Source organism: Salicola sp. Rm-C-2C1-2, assembly GCF_040196175.1.
Classification (GTDB): Bacteria; Pseudomonadota; Gammaproteobacteria; order Pseudomonadales; family Oleiphilaceae; genus Halospina.
Genome location: NZ_JBEFNF010000004.1, coordinates 75,640 through 91,032, shown reverse-complemented (window position 1 = coordinate 91,032; position 15,393 = coordinate 75,640). Strand labels below are relative to the sequence as shown.

Below are 15,393 nucleotides of genomic sequence, written 5' to 3'. Positions count from 1 at the left end.
ATCCAAATCATGCAACAGGATCACTGATGCGCCGCTGGGGCGTCCAGAAAAAGGTCTTCTTTCTGTCCCTCATTCCCACGATGGTACTGATCGTGATCGTCGGGGTGTACTTCACTCACAGCTCAGTCAGCAACCTGTCGCGCATGCTTGAGGAACGGGGCATGTCGCTCAGCCGCCAGCTGGCTTCCGCCTCCGAATACGGCGCCTTCACAGGCAACCGCAACCTGCTTTTCGGCATTGCCAGCTCCATGCTGGAAGAAGACGACGTCCGCGCCATCACCATCTATGACAGCGAGGGACAGCAGCTGGTGCAAACGGGTCCCAGAGAACGCGTTGATGGCCCCGAGCTGATTCAGGATGTGACCACCCCCCAGGCTCACACCGGCAAGGACGCCTCACTCTTCATCGCCCCCATCTACCCTCAGGATCTGATGATCGATGGCCTTCTCGACATGAACCGCTCGCGCAACGAGGCAACTGCCGGAGAGCAGCCCCTGGGCTGGGCCAGCGTTGAGCTTTCTCATGCCACCACCCAGAAACAGCAGTATGAAGCACTACTGGTGAGTCTGCTTCTGATCGGTGGCGGCCTATTCCTCAATACCCTGATCGCCATCCACCTGAGCCGCTCAGTAACCGATCCCATCTACGAACTAACCCGCGCCATCAGCCGACTGCGTGAGGGCAATCTCGACACGCGCGTGGAGATGACAGCGAGCCCGGAGCTGGAGGAACTGGCCTCGGGGCTCAATGCCATGGCCGAGAGCCTCCAGCAGGCCCAGGATGAGATGCAGCAGAATGTGGATCAGGCAACGGAGGATCTGCGCGAAACCCTGGAAACCATTGAGGTCCAGAACATTGAGCTGGATCTCGCCCGCAAGCAGGCGCTGGAAGCCAGCCGGATCAAATCGGAGTTCCTGGCGAACATGAGCCACGAGATCCGAACCCCGCTCAACGGCATCATCGGCTTCACGGATCTGCTGCTGAAGGCACCGGCCTCAGCACAGCAACGGGACCACCTCAGCACCATTCGCAAATCCTCCGAGATCCTGCTCACCATCATCAACGACATCCTGGATTTCTCAAAGATTGAGGCCGGCAAGCTGGTTCTGGATCGCACCCCCTTCCATCTGCGTGAAACCGTGGAGGAAGTGCTGATCATGCTCGCCCCCGCAGCCCACGGCAAAAACCTGGATCTGGTGCCGTTGATCTACTCCGATGTACCCGACGCTTTCATGGGCGATCCGCTGCGCATCAAACAGGTGCTGACCAACCTCGTGAACAACGCCATCAAGTTCACCCAGCACGGTGAGGTGGTGGTGCGCGTGATGCTCGACGAGGATGATCCGGATGACGAACGCATCCGGATCAGCATTACGGACACTGGCGTTGGCCTGTCGGAATCCCAGAAGCAGAGTATCTTCAATGCCTTCAACCAGGCGGATGCCTCCACCGCCCGTCAGTATGGGGGCACCGGCCTCGGACTGGTGATCTCGCGCCGCCTGGTTGAAGAGATGGGCGGCGAGATTGGGGTGGACAGTGAACTGGGCCGCGGCTCCAGCTTCTGGTTCAGCCTGCCACTGGAAACCTCAGGCGCACCGGAGGCCGCTGCTGAGACACCCCTCCAGGGCGAATCTGTGCTCTATCTTGAATACCAGGAAACCTCAGAGCTGGCAGTGACCAACCTGATGCGCGAAGCCGGTCTGAGCGTGAACCACGCCGCCACCCCGCAAACACTGATGGAGAAGGTCCAGTCCGCCCAGGTGGCCGGCCACGGCTTCGCGTTGGTGGTACTGGGGGTCGCGCGCCACCTGCTGCACTCCAACCAGCACCGGGAACTGATCCGCGCTCTGGAATACGAATGCGACTGCCGGGTACTGCTGCTCACGCCAACGCTGAACGAGGACACCAGCCCATTGGTGACCATGGCCTCAGGTCACATGACCAAACCGGTGCGGCGCACTCTCTTCCACCAGCGCCTCAGACAACTGATCCAGGGCACCCGCGATCCCTCGGAGCAACAGCATCCGCCGGCGCCCGCCCCGCTGCCGACAGCAGATACGCCAACGGTGAAAGCACGCGTGCTGGCCGTGGATGACAACGAGGCCAACCTGAAGCTGGTAACTACCCTGTTACGCGAGTTCGATCTCCATGTGGATGATGTCAGCAGCGGCTATGAGGCTCTCCAGAGACTCCAGAAGGAGAGCTTCGATCTGGTTCTGATGGACGTACAGATGCCTGGCATGGATGGTACCGACGCCACCGCCCGCATCCGCCGGCTCGAAGGAGCCAACAGTCGCGTGCCCGTGATCGCCCTCACGGCCCATGCCCTCACCGAAGAGCGCGAACAGCTTCTGACGGCCGGTTTTGACGGCTACCTGACTAAGCCCATCACACCAACCCTGATCGCCCACACCCTGCAGCGTCATCTTGGGCTCAACGTGCAGACGGCCGAAGGGCAGCAGGTCCAACCCCCGGAACCCGAGCCGGTCAGACCCTCATCACGGGGCCGTCAGCACCCGGTTGTAAATCCAAAAGACTGTCTGAGGTTGGCCAATGGCAAACCCGATCTGGCTGAAGAGATGCTGAGCATGCTTCTGGATCACGTGGAAGAGGATCGCAAAGCCATTGCTGATGTTTACCGGGACGGCGACCTGGCTGCCCTGCTTGAGCGGGTACACCGACTGCATGGCGCTACCCGCTACACCAGCGTACCGGAACTGGGCGACTGCGCAGCGGATCTGGAAACCCGCCTCAAAAACGGTTCAGAGGGCCTGGACACCGCCGTGGAACGCCTGATGGCCGCTATGGACCGGCTGATGCGCTGGTGTGAGCAGACCCACTGGCATGAGCTGCTACACGACGCTGACGCCTGACGCCTGATCAATCAGCTCCCGCATGACCTGGACGGCCTCTTTCATCCCCGTCATCAGCGCGCGCGCCATGATAGCATGGCCAATATTGAGCTCATTAATGCCTTCCAGAGCCGCTACTGGCGCGGTGTTGTGGTAATTCAAACCATGGCCACCATTGACCACCAACCCCTGCTGTCGGGCCCAGTCTACACTCTCCCGCAGACGCTGCAGCTCGCGTTCTATGGCTTCTGGCGTTTGCGCCAGTGCGTATTCACCTGTATGCAATTCAATAGCCGGAGCGCCACAGTCGGCCGCGGCCCGGATCTGGTCCGGGTCGGCATCAATGAACAGGGAAACTTCGGTCCCCATAGCCGCCATACGCTCGCAGGCTGCTTTCACCCGCGCCGGCTGGCCGGCCACGTCCAGACCGCCCTCGGTGGTGAGCTCCTCGCGCTTTTCCGGAACAAAACAGCAATGCTCGGGGCGGATGGTTTGCGCAAACGCCAGCATGCCATCGGTGACGGCCATTTCCAGGTTCATCCGGGTGTTAAGCGTTTCACTCAGGATCCGCACATCCCGATCCTGAATATGGCGACGGTCTTCCCTGGGATGAACCGTAATGCCCTCCGCGCCCGCCTCTTCCGCCAGCATTGCGGCCTGAACCGGATCCGGATAGCGCGTACCGCGGGCTTCCCGGAGAGTTGCCACATGATCCACATTAACGCCGAGCAGGACCCGGCGCGGTTGATGAGTCATTCTGATCTCCCCTGACGCGTGAAAAGACGGCGGCTATGCAGTGGCCGTCCCTGTAACAGATGATCGATCAGGCTTCGCATGAGTTTCTTGGCCAATCGCCGCACTACCTGAGTCTCCAGCTCATCCGCGGCCAGCGCCAGCAGATGCTCACCCGGAATGCCGCCGACTGGCCCGTACCCTTGCGCCATAATGCCCTGTCCGGGATGAAACGCATAGGTGCGTCCCGCCTGCACGGGCTCGCCAGTATCGCCGACTCGATCCCAGCTGATCCCGTACCCCAACTCTCCTGCAAGCTGGTATTCAAACCGCCGCAGAAGGGGCTCGAGAGCCACATCCTCAGCCGCCAGCTGCTCCAGAGTCGCCAGGTAGGCGCTGAACAGCTCCGGGGCCGGATCCGCCTCTGTCAACAAGCGCACAAGGAGTTCATTCGCATAGAACCCGCAGTAGAGGCGATCCCCGGCAAGCGACAATGCAGGCGCTGTAGCCTCAGCATGACGCAGATTTTTGAGTGATTGGCGCCCGGACCACGAGACTCTGAGAGGCCGAAATGGCTGCAGTTCGCCCTGCCACTGGCTCCGGAGACGGGCTGCGCCGCGAGCCATAACGCTGAAATGGCCGTGGTTGAGGGTGAGCAGGTCAACTATCAGGCTGGTTTCACCATAAGAGCGGCGGTGCAGCACAAAGGCCGGCTCCAGCTGCTGGCCGTGATCAGTCACGGTTCAGCGCCCCTGATCCCCATACCCCAGTGAACGCAGGGCGCGCTCATCATCCGCCCACCCCTTGCGCACTTTGACCCAGAGGCGGAGCATTACTTTCGTGCCGAACAGACTTTCCATATCCAGCCGGGATTCCTGGCCGATCTGGCGCAGCCGGCTGCCCTTGTCACCGATGACGATCTTCTTCTGACCCTGACGCTCCACCAGTATAAGCCCGTTGATGTGCAGCGTTTTGCCCTCTTGCTCAAAGGTCTCGATTTCAACTGCCATGGTATAGGGCAGCTCGTCACCAAGCTGACGCGTGATCTTTTCACGGATCATTTCCGCGGCCAGAAAGCGGGAGCTGCGATTGGTCAGGTCGTCATCATCGAAATGATGCTCGCTCTCCGGCAGGTGGCTGCGGATGGCGTTTTCCAGGCGATCCAGATTGCGTGAACGCAGCGCCGAGACAGGCACGATTTCGGTGAACGGGTACTGCTGACTGAGCCATTCGATGTGCGGCAGAAGCTGATCGGGATCCGCCATCTGATCCACCTTGTTGATCACCGCCAGAACCGGGCACTGAAGATGGGAAAAGCGCGCGAGCACATTGGCATCGCCTTCGTTCCACAGGTTCTGGTCGACCACGAACACCACCATATCCACGTCCCGCAGGGCCGTGGTCGCCTCGCGGTTCATATAGCGGTTGATCGCCCTCGGCTCCTCGGTATGCAGGCCCGGCGTATCCACAAACACCATCTGGTCCTGCTCCACCGTATGGATGCCCAGCAGCTGGTACCGGGTGGTCTGGGGCTTGCGCGATGTAATGCTGAGCTTCTGACCCAGCAGGTGATTCATCAGGGTGGATTTGCCCACATTGGGGCGCCCGAGGAGCCCGATGAAACCGCTTCGGCTGACCGGCTCATCCGCCATTGGTGTCAGCCTCCTGCTCCAGCTGCTCCAGCGCCAGACTCGCCGCATCCTGTTCCGCCGCACGCCGGCTGCCGCCCTGTCCACGGGTTGCCGCCTTCAGAACGGGCACATTGCAATTGACGTAGAAGGTCTGCTGATGGGCTTCGCCACGCACCGTTTCCACCTCGTAGTTGGGCAACGCCTGGCGCCGGGACTGCAGGAACTCCTGCAAACGGGTCTTGGGGTCTTTCTGGGTGTCCTGAAGACTCAGCCTGTCCAACCGTGACCCGAACCAGGCCAGAAGACGTTCCCGCGCCTGCTCCAGCTCCGAGTCTAGGTAAATGGCGCCAACGATCGATTCCACGGCATCGGCCAGGATTGATTCACGCCGGAAGCCACCGCTCTTGAGCTCACCCGACCCCAGGCGCAGACAGTCACCCAGTTCGAACTCAAGTGCGATCTCGGCCAGGGTTGCCCCGCGCACCAGACGCGCCCGCAGCCGGCTGAGCTGGCCTTCCCTGGCCTCTGGGAACCGGTGGAACAGATACTGGGCCATGACCATATTGAGGATGGAATCCCCCAGGAACTCAAGCCGTTCGTTATTGTTGCCACCGTAGCTCCGGTGGGTCAGCGCCAGTCGGAGGTGTTCCACGTCACTGAAGTGATACCCCAGTCGCTTCTGGAGCTGGTCAAGACGTTCCTGCTCGGTCACGGCATCCTCAGTTCATACTCATGGTCGAATTGGATCACGGTGTCGATGTTACCCATGAACGGAGAGCGCACTTCATAAGACAATGCCAGACGCAGACGATCGCCTTCAGGCTCCATCTCAATGTCATCCGCATCCAAAGCCTCAATATTTTCCATTTGGATACGTTTGCGCAGAAGCTCGCGCACATCACGGACGTTGTCAGCATCCCGATAGGACCGGGATTCGTCCAACGATCCGATGATGCGACTGAGCGTGAAATCATTGATGTACGCCGGCACAACCCGGAGAACCACGGTAAGCAAAAAGATGCCAACCAAGATGAAAAGCATCATCGCAAGCATCGAAAAACCTTTCTGGTGTCTGGTTTCTGGTTTCATCACGGACCTCCGCGTTACTGGACCCAACCAACCCGGTGAAAACTGGGCAGGCTCGTGAGCGACTTCCAGTGCATCCAGATAGCGAATGCCTTACCCACCACATGGTCGTCGGGCACCATGCCCCAGTATCTGCTGTCCCGGCTGTTATCACGGTTATCGCCCATTACGAAGTAATGGCCTTCTGGCACCGTCCATTGGCCCTCGGCGTCCGGGTCTGTCCTGCGCTGGGCGTACAGTGTCCTGAACCTGTGCCCGCCAAGTTTCTGCCGGCGCAGATCCTGGTCGCCGAGGCTTGCCACAAATGCCGAAGGCACCTCTACGCCATTAACGTAGAGCTGTTTGTCCCTGTAGGCAACACGGTCCCCGGGAACGCCGACCACGCGCTTGATGTAGTTAACCGAGGGCTCCACCGGATAGCGGAATACCATGATATCGCCGCGCGCCGGATCACCGAAATCCACGAGTTCCCAGTGCGCTACCGGCACCCTCAGCCCGTAGGTAAACTTGTTCACCAGGATGAAATCGCCCACTTCCAGCGTTGGCAACATGGAGCCGGATGGGATCTGGAACGGCTCCACCAGGAATGAGCGCAGAACCAGCACCACCAACAGAACGGGGAAAAAAGAACGGCTGACCTCGGCCAGCCAGGGCTGGTCCGGATCACTGGCATCCGCTGCGTCTTCAGCGCTCTTGCGGGCGCCGCTGTGAGCATACCGCGCCTGCCGCCGTGGCCGGAAGAGACGGCCATCAATCAGCCAGATGATGCCGGTGGCCGCTGTGAGCACCACCAGCAGCAGCGGGAAATTGATGTTCATGACCGCTCCCTACTCATCGTCCACTCTGAGCACGGCCAGGAAGGCCTCCTGAGGAACCTCCACATTCCCGACCTGCTTCATGCGCTTCTTGCCTTCTTTCTGTTTCTGAAGCAGCTTCTTCTTGCGGCTGGCGTCGCCCCCGTAGCACTTGGCGGTTACGTTCTTGCGCAACGCCTTGACCGTCTGGCGTGCCACAATGTTACTGCCGATGGCAGCCTGGATGGCGATGTCGAACATCTGGCGCGGGATCAGGTCTTTCATCTTCTCGGCAAAGGCCCGCCCCCTGCTGTGGGCCTGATCCCGATGTACTACGATGGCCAGCGAATCCACCCGGTCACCATTGATGAGAATATCCAACCGCGCCAGATTCGCCTCCTGGAAGCGCTGAAACTGGTAATCCAGCGAAGCGTAACCCCGAGTGGCACTTTTGAGTCGGTCAAAGAAGTCAAGAACCACCTCGCTCATCGGCAGCTCATAGACCACCTGAACCTGGGTGGCCAGGAAGTTCATATCGGTCTGGTGGCCCCGACGCTCCTCACACAGCGCGATCACGTTGCCCAGAAACTCCTGCGGCACCAGGATGTTGGCCTCACAGATGGGCTCACGAATCGCCTCAATCTCGCCCGGATCCGGCAGACGCGAGGGGTTTTCGATGTACTCCACCGTTTCGTCCGTCATCACCACCTCATAGACGACCGTGGGCGCCGTGGTGATGAGATTGATACCGTACTCACGCTCAACCCGTTCCTGAATGATTTCCATGTGAAGCATTCCGAGGAAACCGCAACGGAAGCCAAAGCCCAGCGCGTCCGAACTTTCCGGTTCGAAGAACAGCGAAGCGTCGTTGAGCGTCAGTTTCTCGAGCGCATCGCGAAAGGCGTTATAATCGTCCGAGGAGACCGGGAAGATACCCGCGTATACCTGCGGCTTCACGTTCTGAAAGCCTGCCAGCTGAGGTACATCAGACGTGCTGGAGTGGGTCATGGTGTCACCGACAGGGGCACCCTTGATGTCTTTGATGCCAGATACCACAAAGCCCACTTCGCCCGCCTTGAGCTCTGGAATGGTGGTGGGCTTCGGATTGAAGTAGCCGACCTTATCCACAACATGCGTCTTGCCGGTGGACTTGACCAGAACTTTCTCACCCTTGCGGACGCTGCCGTGCATGACCCGCACCAGGGACACCACGCCCTGGTAGTTATCAAACCAGGAGTCGATGATCAAGGCCTGCAGGGCATCATCAACCTCGCCGTCGGGCGGCGGGATACGATGGATCAAGGCCTCCAGAACATCCTCGACACCAGTGCCGTTCTTGGCGCTGCAGGGCACTGCATCGCTGGCATCAATCCCAATCACATCCTCGATCTCGGACATGACCTTCTCGGGGTCCGCCTGCGGCAGGTCGATCTTGTTCAGGATCGGGATCACTTCAAGATCCTGATCCATGGCGGTATAACAATTGGCCACTGACTGGGCCTCAACACCCTGGCCGGCATCCACCACCAGCAAGGCGCCCTCACAGGCCTTCAGCGACCGCGACACCTCATAGGAGAAATCCACATGACCCGGTGTGTCGATGAAGTTGAGCTCATAGAGATTGCCGTCTTTCGCCCGGTACTTGAGCGTCACGCTCTGGGCCTTAATGGTGATCCCGCGTTCACGCTCCAGATCCATGGAATCCAGGACCTGTTCCGCCATTTCCCGGTCGGTGAGCCCTTCACAGACCTGAATGAAGCGGTCCGCCAGTGTGGACTTGCCGTGGTCGATATGGGCAATGATCGAAAAGTTGCGTATGTGGCTGAGATCGCTCACTGAAACTCCAGAATCCGGTTTCCGGCAACCGCCATTACGGCGATGGCCATGACCGGACGGATTTTACCGGACAAGGGAGGGAAAGGCTATGGCCTGCCCAAAAGCGTGCGACGTTGCGTCACGCTCTGGGCTGGCACACTGGGATGGTTTATTCAGGCAGGCGCAGCGCCACGATCCTGGGATTGCCCTGGCGGATCAGGGTGACGGCAACCGGCTTGCCGGCCGGCAGCGATGAGACCACCTCGCGGAACTCATCAACATTGGTCACACCCTGACTGGCGATCTTGCGGATCACATCATTGCGGCGGATACCAGCCTGGCGTGCCGGACCACGGCCCACTTCTGTCACCAGCACACCGGCATCCAGATCCCACTGACGGGCCAACTGCTCCGGCAGAGGCTCGACCCGCAGCCCCATGCGGTTACCGCTGTCCGGCGTCGCTGATGACTGCTGTGCCTGCTGATTATCCTCAGGCAACTCTCCGACAGTAAAGGTCACCGTCATGCGTTCACCGCTGCGCATCACGGTCAGATCAGCTTCGCTGCCGACGTCCGCCTGCCCAACCTTGGGCGGAAGATCCGAGGAGCGGGTGATTTCCTCGCCATTGAATTCCAGGATTACGTCACCCTGCTGGAGCCCGGCCTTTTCAGCCGGCGAATCCGGCACCACATCCGCAACCAGGGCGCCATGGGGTCGCTCAAGCCCGAAGGTTTCGGCCAGATCGCGGTTCACCTCCTGGATCATCACACCCAGCCAGCCACGAGTGACGCTGCCCTTATTGCGCAGCTGATCGACAACATCCATGGCCACGTCCATGGGGATGGCGAAGGACACGCCCATGAACCCTCCGGAACGGGTGTAGATCTGGGAGTTCACGCCGATAACTTCACCATCCATGTTGAACAGCGGACCGCCGGAATTGCCGGGATTGATCGCCACGTCACTCTGAATGAAGGGAATGTAATTATCCCGGGGAAGGGAACGGCCTTTGGCGCTGACGATTCCCGAGGTCACGGTGTAGTCAAAGCCAAACGGTGAACCGATGGCAAAAACCCATTCGCCCACCGCAAGATCCGAGGAACTGCCGATCTTCGCTGTCGGGAGCCCCTCGGCATCCACCTTAAGCACCGCGATGTCAGAGCGCGCGTCCGCTCCAACCACTTCCGCTTCCATCTCACGTCGGTCGTTCATGCGGACAATGATTTCATCCGCACCCTCAACCACATGGTTGTTGGTGAGGATGTAGCCGTCGGAAGAAACAATAAACCCCGACCCCATCGACTGCTGCTCACGCTCTCGCTGGGGCATCTGTCCCCGGAAGCGATCCTCGAAGAACTTCTGGAAGAACTCCGGCAACTGTTCCATGCGCCCCCCAAAGGGCGTAGCACGCCGGGAGTTGGTCGAAGTGGTGCTGATATTGACCACGACGTCCGCATTATTCTCAACCAGCCCGGTGAAATCAGGCAACTGCCCAGTGTTCTGCTGCGCGGATACGCAGGCACTCAAAAGCATGAAAAGCAGTGCGAACAGAGGCGTGACTCGCAGTGGCATACTCGACATTGGGATCTCCCATTCGGTTTGAATACACTGAGCCCGAAGCATCCACGGGCCCCACGTCCAATCCCCCATTATGATACTGAGTCGAACACTGGGGTTTTCAAGTGAACTGTACGTCAGAAACAGGTACGCTTCTCACAAAAACTGGTTCGAAGCGCCGGATCTGGCGGCAATGCCGGAGCCCATGGCGCACTGACAGTAATCCGCCGACAAGCCCGGCAATCCCGGCGGCAGTGGTTGCTCCCTGGCTGCCCCCGACAGCGACTTCGACCAGAAACGCTCCCAGAATCAGTCCCAGCAACGGGACCAGATAAACCATTGCCGCACCGGCAACCAGGTCGGCAGGCGCCACCCTAAGAACAACCCTGCTCCCAGGCACCAGCGTTTCATGCCCGGGAACCGTCACCCAGAATGACTCAGGCCCGGAAGCCTTACGCATAGCACCCAGAAGCCCTTGCCCACAGCCTTCACCTGCGGCGCAGCGTGCACATCCTGCCGCAGGCATCACTTGCACCTTGGCCCGCTGACCGAGGCACTGCACAACCTCACCTTGGCGCTCCTCATGCGCCGTGTCTCCGGATTCCGTCATCGATCTTTCATCATCTGCATCGCAGTGATCATCTCCCGTCAGGTTTGATGCGTAAAGAGTGACACCAGACACAAACTTTAGTTCAATACACGCTATGCATGCATTTCATCAGTACGACGTTGTCATCGTTGGCAGTGGCGCCGCAGGCCTGAGTACGGCTCTGACTCTGGACCCATCGCTGTGTGTTGCGGTTCTCAGTAAGACACAGCTCGACAGTGGTTCCACGCAGTGGGCCCAAGGCGGTATCGCCGCCGTGCTGGACGATACCGACAGCGAGGAAGCGCACACCACCGACACTCTCACCGCCGGCGCTGGCCTGTGTCATGAGGATAGTGTCCGCCTGACAGTTTCCCAGGCCCGGGAGAGCATTGACTGGCTCATTGATCAGGGCGTCCAATTCACCCGCGCTGACGGCAGCCACTACCACCTGACCCGAGAGGGTGGCCACAGCCACCGCCGTATCATTCATGCCGCAGATGCCACCGGCCAGGCGGTTTCCCAGACACTGTGCGAACGTGCCCGCCAGCAGCCTAATATCGACATTTTCGAGAACCGGGTGGCGGTTGATCTGGTAACCCACCGTAAACTGTTTCTGCCCGGTAACCGGTGTGTCGGCGCCTACATATTCAACCATGACACCCAGGAAGTAGAGCTTTTCCGCGCCCGCTTCGTGGTTCTGGCCACCGGCGGCGCCAGCAAGACTTATCTCTACACCAGTAATCCGGATGGCGCCACTGGTGACGGCATTGCCATCGCCTGGCGAGCGGGTTGCCGCGTGGCCAACATGGAATTCAATCAGTTCCATCCCACCTGCCTCTATCATCCACAAGCCAAGTCTTTTCTGATCAGCGAGGCGGTGCGCGGCGAAGGCGGTAAACTCCTGCTGCCGGATGGCAGCCGTTTCATGGATCGCTTCGATGAGCGCGCGGAGCTGGCACCCCGGGATATTGTGGCGCGGGCTATCGACTATGAGATGAAGCGCCTGGGTGCGGATCACCTTTATTTGGATATCAGTCACCGCTCGACGGATTTCATCGAGGAACACTTCCCCACTATCGCCGCCTGCTGCCGCGACTATGGCATTGATATCACCCGTGACCCCATCCCCATCGTACCCGCGGCGCATTACACCTGCGGCGGCATCATGGTGGATGAAAGCGCGCACTCCGACGTCAACCAGCTCTATGCGGTAGGCGAAGCTTCCTTTACCGGCCTGCACGGCGCCAACCGCATGGCCAGCAACTCACTGCTGGAATGTCTGGTTTACGGGCGCGCTGCAGCCCGGGATATCAACACCCAGAGCCCGCATGTACCGGAGCCTCCGGAGGTGCCTGAATGGGACGAATCGCGGGTACGGGATTCGGATGAAGACGTCGTGATCGCACACAACTGGGATGAATTGCGCCACTTCATGTGGGACTATGTGGGGATCGTACGCACCACTAAACGGCTCCAGCGGGCCAAACACCGGGCGGACATGCTGCACAGCGAGATCCGGGAGTTCTACAGCAACTACCGCGTAAGCAACGATCTGCTGGAACTGCGCAACCTGGTGACCGTATCCGACCTGATCATCTGCTCAGCATTGCAGCGTCGGGAAAGTCGTGGACTTCACTACAACCTGGACTATCCCACAACGGCGGCGGAAGCCAAGGATACGATACTGGTGCCAACCTCTTACATGCGCTCTGATGCCTGACTGCCTCAATGGAAACCTGTGATCCCATGACTGATGACCGCGAATACAAACGCCTTGTATGGCACAGCCGCCGGGGCATGCTGGAACTTGACCTGCTGCTGGTGCCTTTTGTGAAGGAAGCTTATCCCTCGCTGCCTGAATCGGACCAGGCCCGCTACCGGAGCCTGATCGACTGCGAGGACAACGACCTCTTTGCCTGGTTCATGCAGAGCAGCCGCCCCGAGGATCCTGAACTTGCCCGCATCGTCGATCTCATCCTGCAACGGGTTCAGCCGGATTGAGCTGACTCTGGGTCCATCGAGCACCCTGGCCGGCGTAGCCGCGGCACCCTGGTTGCTGCCTGCTGCCCTCACCCTGAGCCTTAAAGGCCTTCCCTTGGCTGTCGCAGCGGGCGTCAGCCTCGCCTGCACGGCGGGGGCCATCACGGCCTTTCGGCACCAGCGTCTGCATACCCGCAAAAGCCCGGTCCGTCTCATAGCAGGGCCGCACGGATTGCGGGCGGTGCTACGCGGGGGTAGCGAGCAACCTGTCCGTATCGGCAGTGGGTCACGCATCGCCCACCGTTTCCTCTTGTTGCATCTGATCACGCCGGGCGGTTCTCAGCGCCTGCTGTTGAGTACGGTCCCGGGTATCCGCAATACTGATCCGCACGCGCTTCGCAGGCTGACGGGCTGGATTCGCCTCGGACCGGTCCAAACAGACAACAAGTAACTCCATATACCCGCTTCACGGAGACACTGAATGACCCAGACGACCACGATGGCTCCCGCCACACTGCCTGATGCCATGATCGCTCCGGCCAGTGCCCATCGGCTGATGCTCTTTGAGGGGCCGGATGTGGACCGCTTCCTCCAAGGCCAGGTGACCTGTGACATCGAAGAACTCACCCTCGACCACAGCCTGCCCGGTGCTGCCTGCACGCCCAAAGGCCGCGCCTATGCCTTTTTCCGGCTGGTGCGACTGTCACCTGAACGGGTTCTCGTACGCTTTCCGGAACCGCTGGGCGATCGGATCACGCAACAACTCAGCAAATACCTGGCCTTTTTCAAAGCGGAGCTGAAAGCAGCTGAGGGCTGGCAGCTTCTTGGCATCATCGGAGAGGAGCGCGCCCTCAATATAGCGGCATCACTGCCAGCACAGCTCAATGACGCGGTTACCAGCGACAATGGTATCCTGATCCGCACTGTTCCCCTCCCCGACGGCCGCGCCCGCTTCGAACTCTGGTGGCGTACCACCGATGGCCCACCGCCGCAGACGGATCAGGACAGCGCCGCCTGGCAACTATCGGAAATCATGAGCGGCCTAACCCAGCTCAATGAAACCACGACGGAGCAATACGTACCGTTGAACCTCAACCTCCAGGGCTATGGCGGTGTCAGTTTCACCAAAGGCTGCTACACCGGCCAGGAGATCGTCGCTCGGATGCATCACCTGGGGCAACTCAAGAAAAGCCTTCTGCGGCTTGAAGCCCGCTTCATCGACACCCTGCCATCCCCTGGAGACCGGCTGGTGGACGGCGACGGCAACGCCCTGGGCGAGGTAACCGACAGCATTGCAACGGCAGACGGCAACGCCCAGCTGCTCGGCGTTCTCAAGCACAACGCACTGAACGCCACCATTTCCCTGGCTGATCAGCCCGGTGCCCGGTTGAGCCTGCAGCCGCTCGGGTACGAGATGACGGAGCAGCAGCAGGCCCAGTGACAAAATATAACGGCATCCTGTGTCAGATCTGCTATAAATTAGAGACTATTCCCAAGCATCTGGAGGCCTTCAAGGCTATGACGGAACTGGCCAACCGAATCCGCGACGAGCTGCTCACGGCCATTGATCAGGACCAGCTGACCCTGCCGACCCTGCCCGAAGTCGCACTAAAGGTACGCGATATTGCTGAGTCCGAGGACTCCGCCATTCCGGACATGGTCAACACCATCAGCGACGATGCCGCTATGTCCGCGCGCATCATCAAAGTCGTGAACAGCCCCCTGTTCCGTGGCTCCCGGGAAATCAATACCCTGAACATGGCAGTCAGCCGGCTGGGCATGGATTACACCAGCAGTCTTGCCATGGGCCTGGCCATGGAACAGATGTTCCAGGCCACGTCGGACATGATCGACCGGCGGCTGCGCACCATCTGGCAGCGCAGCACCGAAATCGCCGGTATTGCCCAGGTACTGGCCCAGCACTACACGAAGCTCAAGCCTGAACAGGCAACACTGGCCGGGCTCGTCTGCCAGATTGGAGCGCTACCGGTGCTGAAGTACGTGGAAGACAACGACATCCAGATCAACAACGCCATGCTCGACAATCTGTTGGACGAGCTCCACCCGATTATCGGTGACCGTATCCTCAAACGCTGGGACTTCCCGCTGGAGCTGCATCACGTACCCTCGGAGCACGTGAATTTCAAGCGTCAGCTACCGCAAGCCGATTACGCGGATGTGGTCATGGTGGCCAGTCTTCAGACGCTCGTCGGAACCGGTCATCCTTACACGGACATGAACTGGCATGAGATCACTGCCTTCCAGCGGCTTGGCTTGGATCCGGAATCCAGCATGGAAGATGACGAGGACCTGGGTGAACAGATGGAAGCGGCCATGGCCCTGCTCAAGAGCTGAC

At 59.8% G+C, this 15,393-nt stretch carries 15 protein-coding genes; 5 read left to right on the top strand and 10 right to left on the bottom strand.

From position 1 onward, the window contains the following. Positions 1-26 precede the first annotated feature (26 nt). A complete protein-coding gene (locus AAF659_RS08935; protein WP_349751395.1) occupies positions 27-2,873 on the top strand; it encodes an ATP-binding protein in 2,847 nt (948 codons plus the stop codon). On the opposite strand, the gene pdxJ is transcribed toward AAF659_RS08935, so the two are convergent. The 9 genes from pdxJ to AAF659_RS08890 form a co-directional block, all read right to left on the bottom strand. Further along, positions 2,853-3,608 (bottom strand): pyridoxine 5'-phosphate synthase, encoded by a 756-nt coding sequence (pdxJ, locus tag AAF659_RS08930; RefSeq protein ID WP_349751394.1) that lies wholly within the window; start codon positions 3,606-3,608, stop codon positions 2,853-2,855. The two genes, AAF659_RS08935 and pdxJ, sit on opposite strands and share 21 nt — an antisense overlap. Then, positions 3,605-4,324, bottom strand: a complete 720-nt coding sequence (gene recO / locus AAF659_RS08925) for a DNA repair protein RecO (protein WP_349751393.1) — start codon at positions 4,322-4,324, stop codon at positions 3,605-3,607. The genes pdxJ and recO overlap by 4 nt, the downstream gene beginning before the upstream one ends. A 3-nt stretch (positions 4,325-4,327) precedes the next feature. Then, positions 4,328-5,236: a GTPase Era gene (gene era / locus AAF659_RS08920; RefSeq protein WP_349751392.1), complete on the bottom strand. Its 909-nt coding sequence runs from the start codon at positions 5,234-5,236 to the stop codon at positions 4,328-4,330. Further along, positions 5,226-5,927 (bottom strand): ribonuclease III, encoded by a 702-nt coding sequence (gene rnc, locus AAF659_RS08915; protein WP_349751391.1) that lies wholly within the window; start codon positions 5,925-5,927, stop codon positions 5,226-5,228. Before rnc ends, era begins: the two co-directional genes overlap by 11 nt. Then, positions 5,924-6,304: a DUF4845 domain-containing protein gene (locus tag AAF659_RS08910; protein ID WP_349751390.1), complete on the bottom strand. Its 381-nt coding sequence runs from the start codon at positions 6,302-6,304 to the stop codon at positions 5,924-5,926. The genes rnc and AAF659_RS08910 overlap by 4 nt, the downstream gene beginning before the upstream one ends. A 14-nt stretch (positions 6,305-6,318) precedes the next feature. Then, positions 6,319-7,113, bottom strand: coding sequence for a signal peptidase I (lepB, locus tag AAF659_RS08905; protein ID WP_349751536.1), 795 nt, complete (start codon positions 7,111-7,113; stop codon positions 6,319-6,321). 15 nt (positions 7,114-7,128) lie between these two features. Continuing rightward, positions 7,129-8,931 carry a translation elongation factor 4 gene (gene lepA / locus AAF659_RS08900; RefSeq protein WP_349751389.1) on the bottom strand — a complete coding sequence of 601 codons (1,803 nt, stop codon included), beginning with the start codon at positions 8,929-8,931 and terminating at the stop codon, positions 7,129-7,131. Positions 8,932-9,079: 148 nt separating this feature from the next. Further along, positions 9,080-10,492 carry a DegQ family serine endoprotease gene (locus AAF659_RS08895; protein WP_349751388.1) on the bottom strand — a complete coding sequence of 471 codons (1,413 nt, stop codon included), beginning with the start codon at positions 10,490-10,492 and terminating at the stop codon, positions 9,080-9,082. Between the two features lie 97 nt (positions 10,493-10,589). Further along, positions 10,590-11,078, bottom strand: a complete 489-nt coding sequence (locus AAF659_RS08890) for a SoxR reducing system RseC family protein (protein ID WP_349751387.1) — start codon at positions 11,076-11,078, stop codon at positions 10,590-10,592. A gap of 94 nt (positions 11,079-11,172) precedes the next feature. On the opposite strand from AAF659_RS08890, the gene nadB reads away from it, so the two are divergent. Both nadB and AAF659_RS08880 read left to right on the top strand, forming a co-directional pair. Next, positions 11,173-12,777, top strand: a complete 1,605-nt coding sequence (gene nadB, locus AAF659_RS08885; RefSeq protein ID WP_349751386.1) for an L-aspartate oxidase — start codon at positions 11,173-11,175, stop codon at positions 12,775-12,777. Between the two features lie 26 nt (positions 12,778-12,803). Next, a complete protein-coding gene (locus tag AAF659_RS08880) occupies positions 12,804-13,058 on the top strand; it encodes an FAD assembly factor SdhE (protein ID WP_349751385.1) in 255 nt (84 codons plus the stop codon). 265 nt (positions 13,059-13,323) lie between these two features. Here AAF659_RS08880 and AAF659_RS08875 read toward each other — a convergent pair whose 3' ends face one another. Beyond that, positions 13,324-13,494: a hypothetical protein gene (locus tag AAF659_RS08875; protein ID WP_349751384.1), complete on the bottom strand. Its 171-nt coding sequence runs from the start codon at positions 13,492-13,494 to the stop codon at positions 13,324-13,326. 24 nt (positions 13,495-13,518) lie between these two features. Here AAF659_RS08875 and ygfZ point away from each other — a divergent pair, with 24 nt between their 5' ends. Further along, complete coding sequence (gene ygfZ / locus AAF659_RS08870; RefSeq protein ID WP_349751383.1) at positions 13,519-14,478, top strand: CAF17-like 4Fe-4S cluster assembly/insertion protein YgfZ; 960 nt, start codon at positions 13,519-13,521, stop codon at positions 14,476-14,478. After that, a complete protein-coding gene (locus AAF659_RS08865) occupies positions 14,475-15,392 on the top strand; it encodes an HDOD domain-containing protein (RefSeq protein ID WP_349751382.1) in 918 nt (305 codons plus the stop codon). Before ygfZ ends, AAF659_RS08865 begins: the two co-directional genes overlap by 4 nt. Position 15,393: the final 1 nt, after the last annotated feature.

Excerpts from the sequence above, each read along its gene's own strand:
- AAF659_RS08935 (WP_349751395.1), top strand. The coding sequence starts at position 27 with ATGCGCCGCTGGGGCGTCCAGAAAAAGGTCTTCTTTCTGTCCCTCATT.
- pdxJ (WP_349751394.1), bottom strand. The coding sequence starts at position 3,608 with ATGACTCATCAACCGCGCCGGGTCCTGCTCGGCGTTAATGTGGATCAT.
- era (WP_349751392.1), bottom strand. The coding sequence starts at position 5,236 with ATGGCGGATGAGCCGGTCAGCCGAAGCGGTTTCATCGGGCTCCTCGGG.
- AAF659_RS08910 (WP_349751390.1), bottom strand. The coding sequence starts at position 6,304 with ATGAAACCAGAAACCAGACACCAGAAAGGTTTTTCGATGCTTGCGATG.
- AAF659_RS08895 (WP_349751388.1), bottom strand. The coding sequence starts at position 10,492 with ATGTCGAGTATGCCACTGCGAGTCACGCCTCTGTTCGCACTGCTTTTC.
- AAF659_RS08890 (WP_349751387.1), bottom strand. The coding sequence starts at position 11,078 with ATGACGGAATCCGGAGACACGGCGCATGAGGAGCGCCAAGGTGAGGTT.
- nadB (WP_349751386.1), top strand. The coding sequence starts at position 11,173 with ATGCATGCATTTCATCAGTACGACGTTGTCATCGTTGGCAGTGGCGCC.
- AAF659_RS08880 (WP_349751385.1), top strand. The coding sequence starts at position 12,804 with ATGACTGATGACCGCGAATACAAACGCCTTGTATGGCACAGCCGCCGG.
- AAF659_RS08875 (WP_349751384.1), bottom strand. The coding sequence starts at position 13,494 with ATGGAGTTACTTGTTGTCTGTTTGGACCGGTCCGAGGCGAATCCAGCC.
- ygfZ (WP_349751383.1), top strand. The coding sequence starts at position 13,519 with ATGACCCAGACGACCACGATGGCTCCCGCCACACTGCCTGATGCCATG.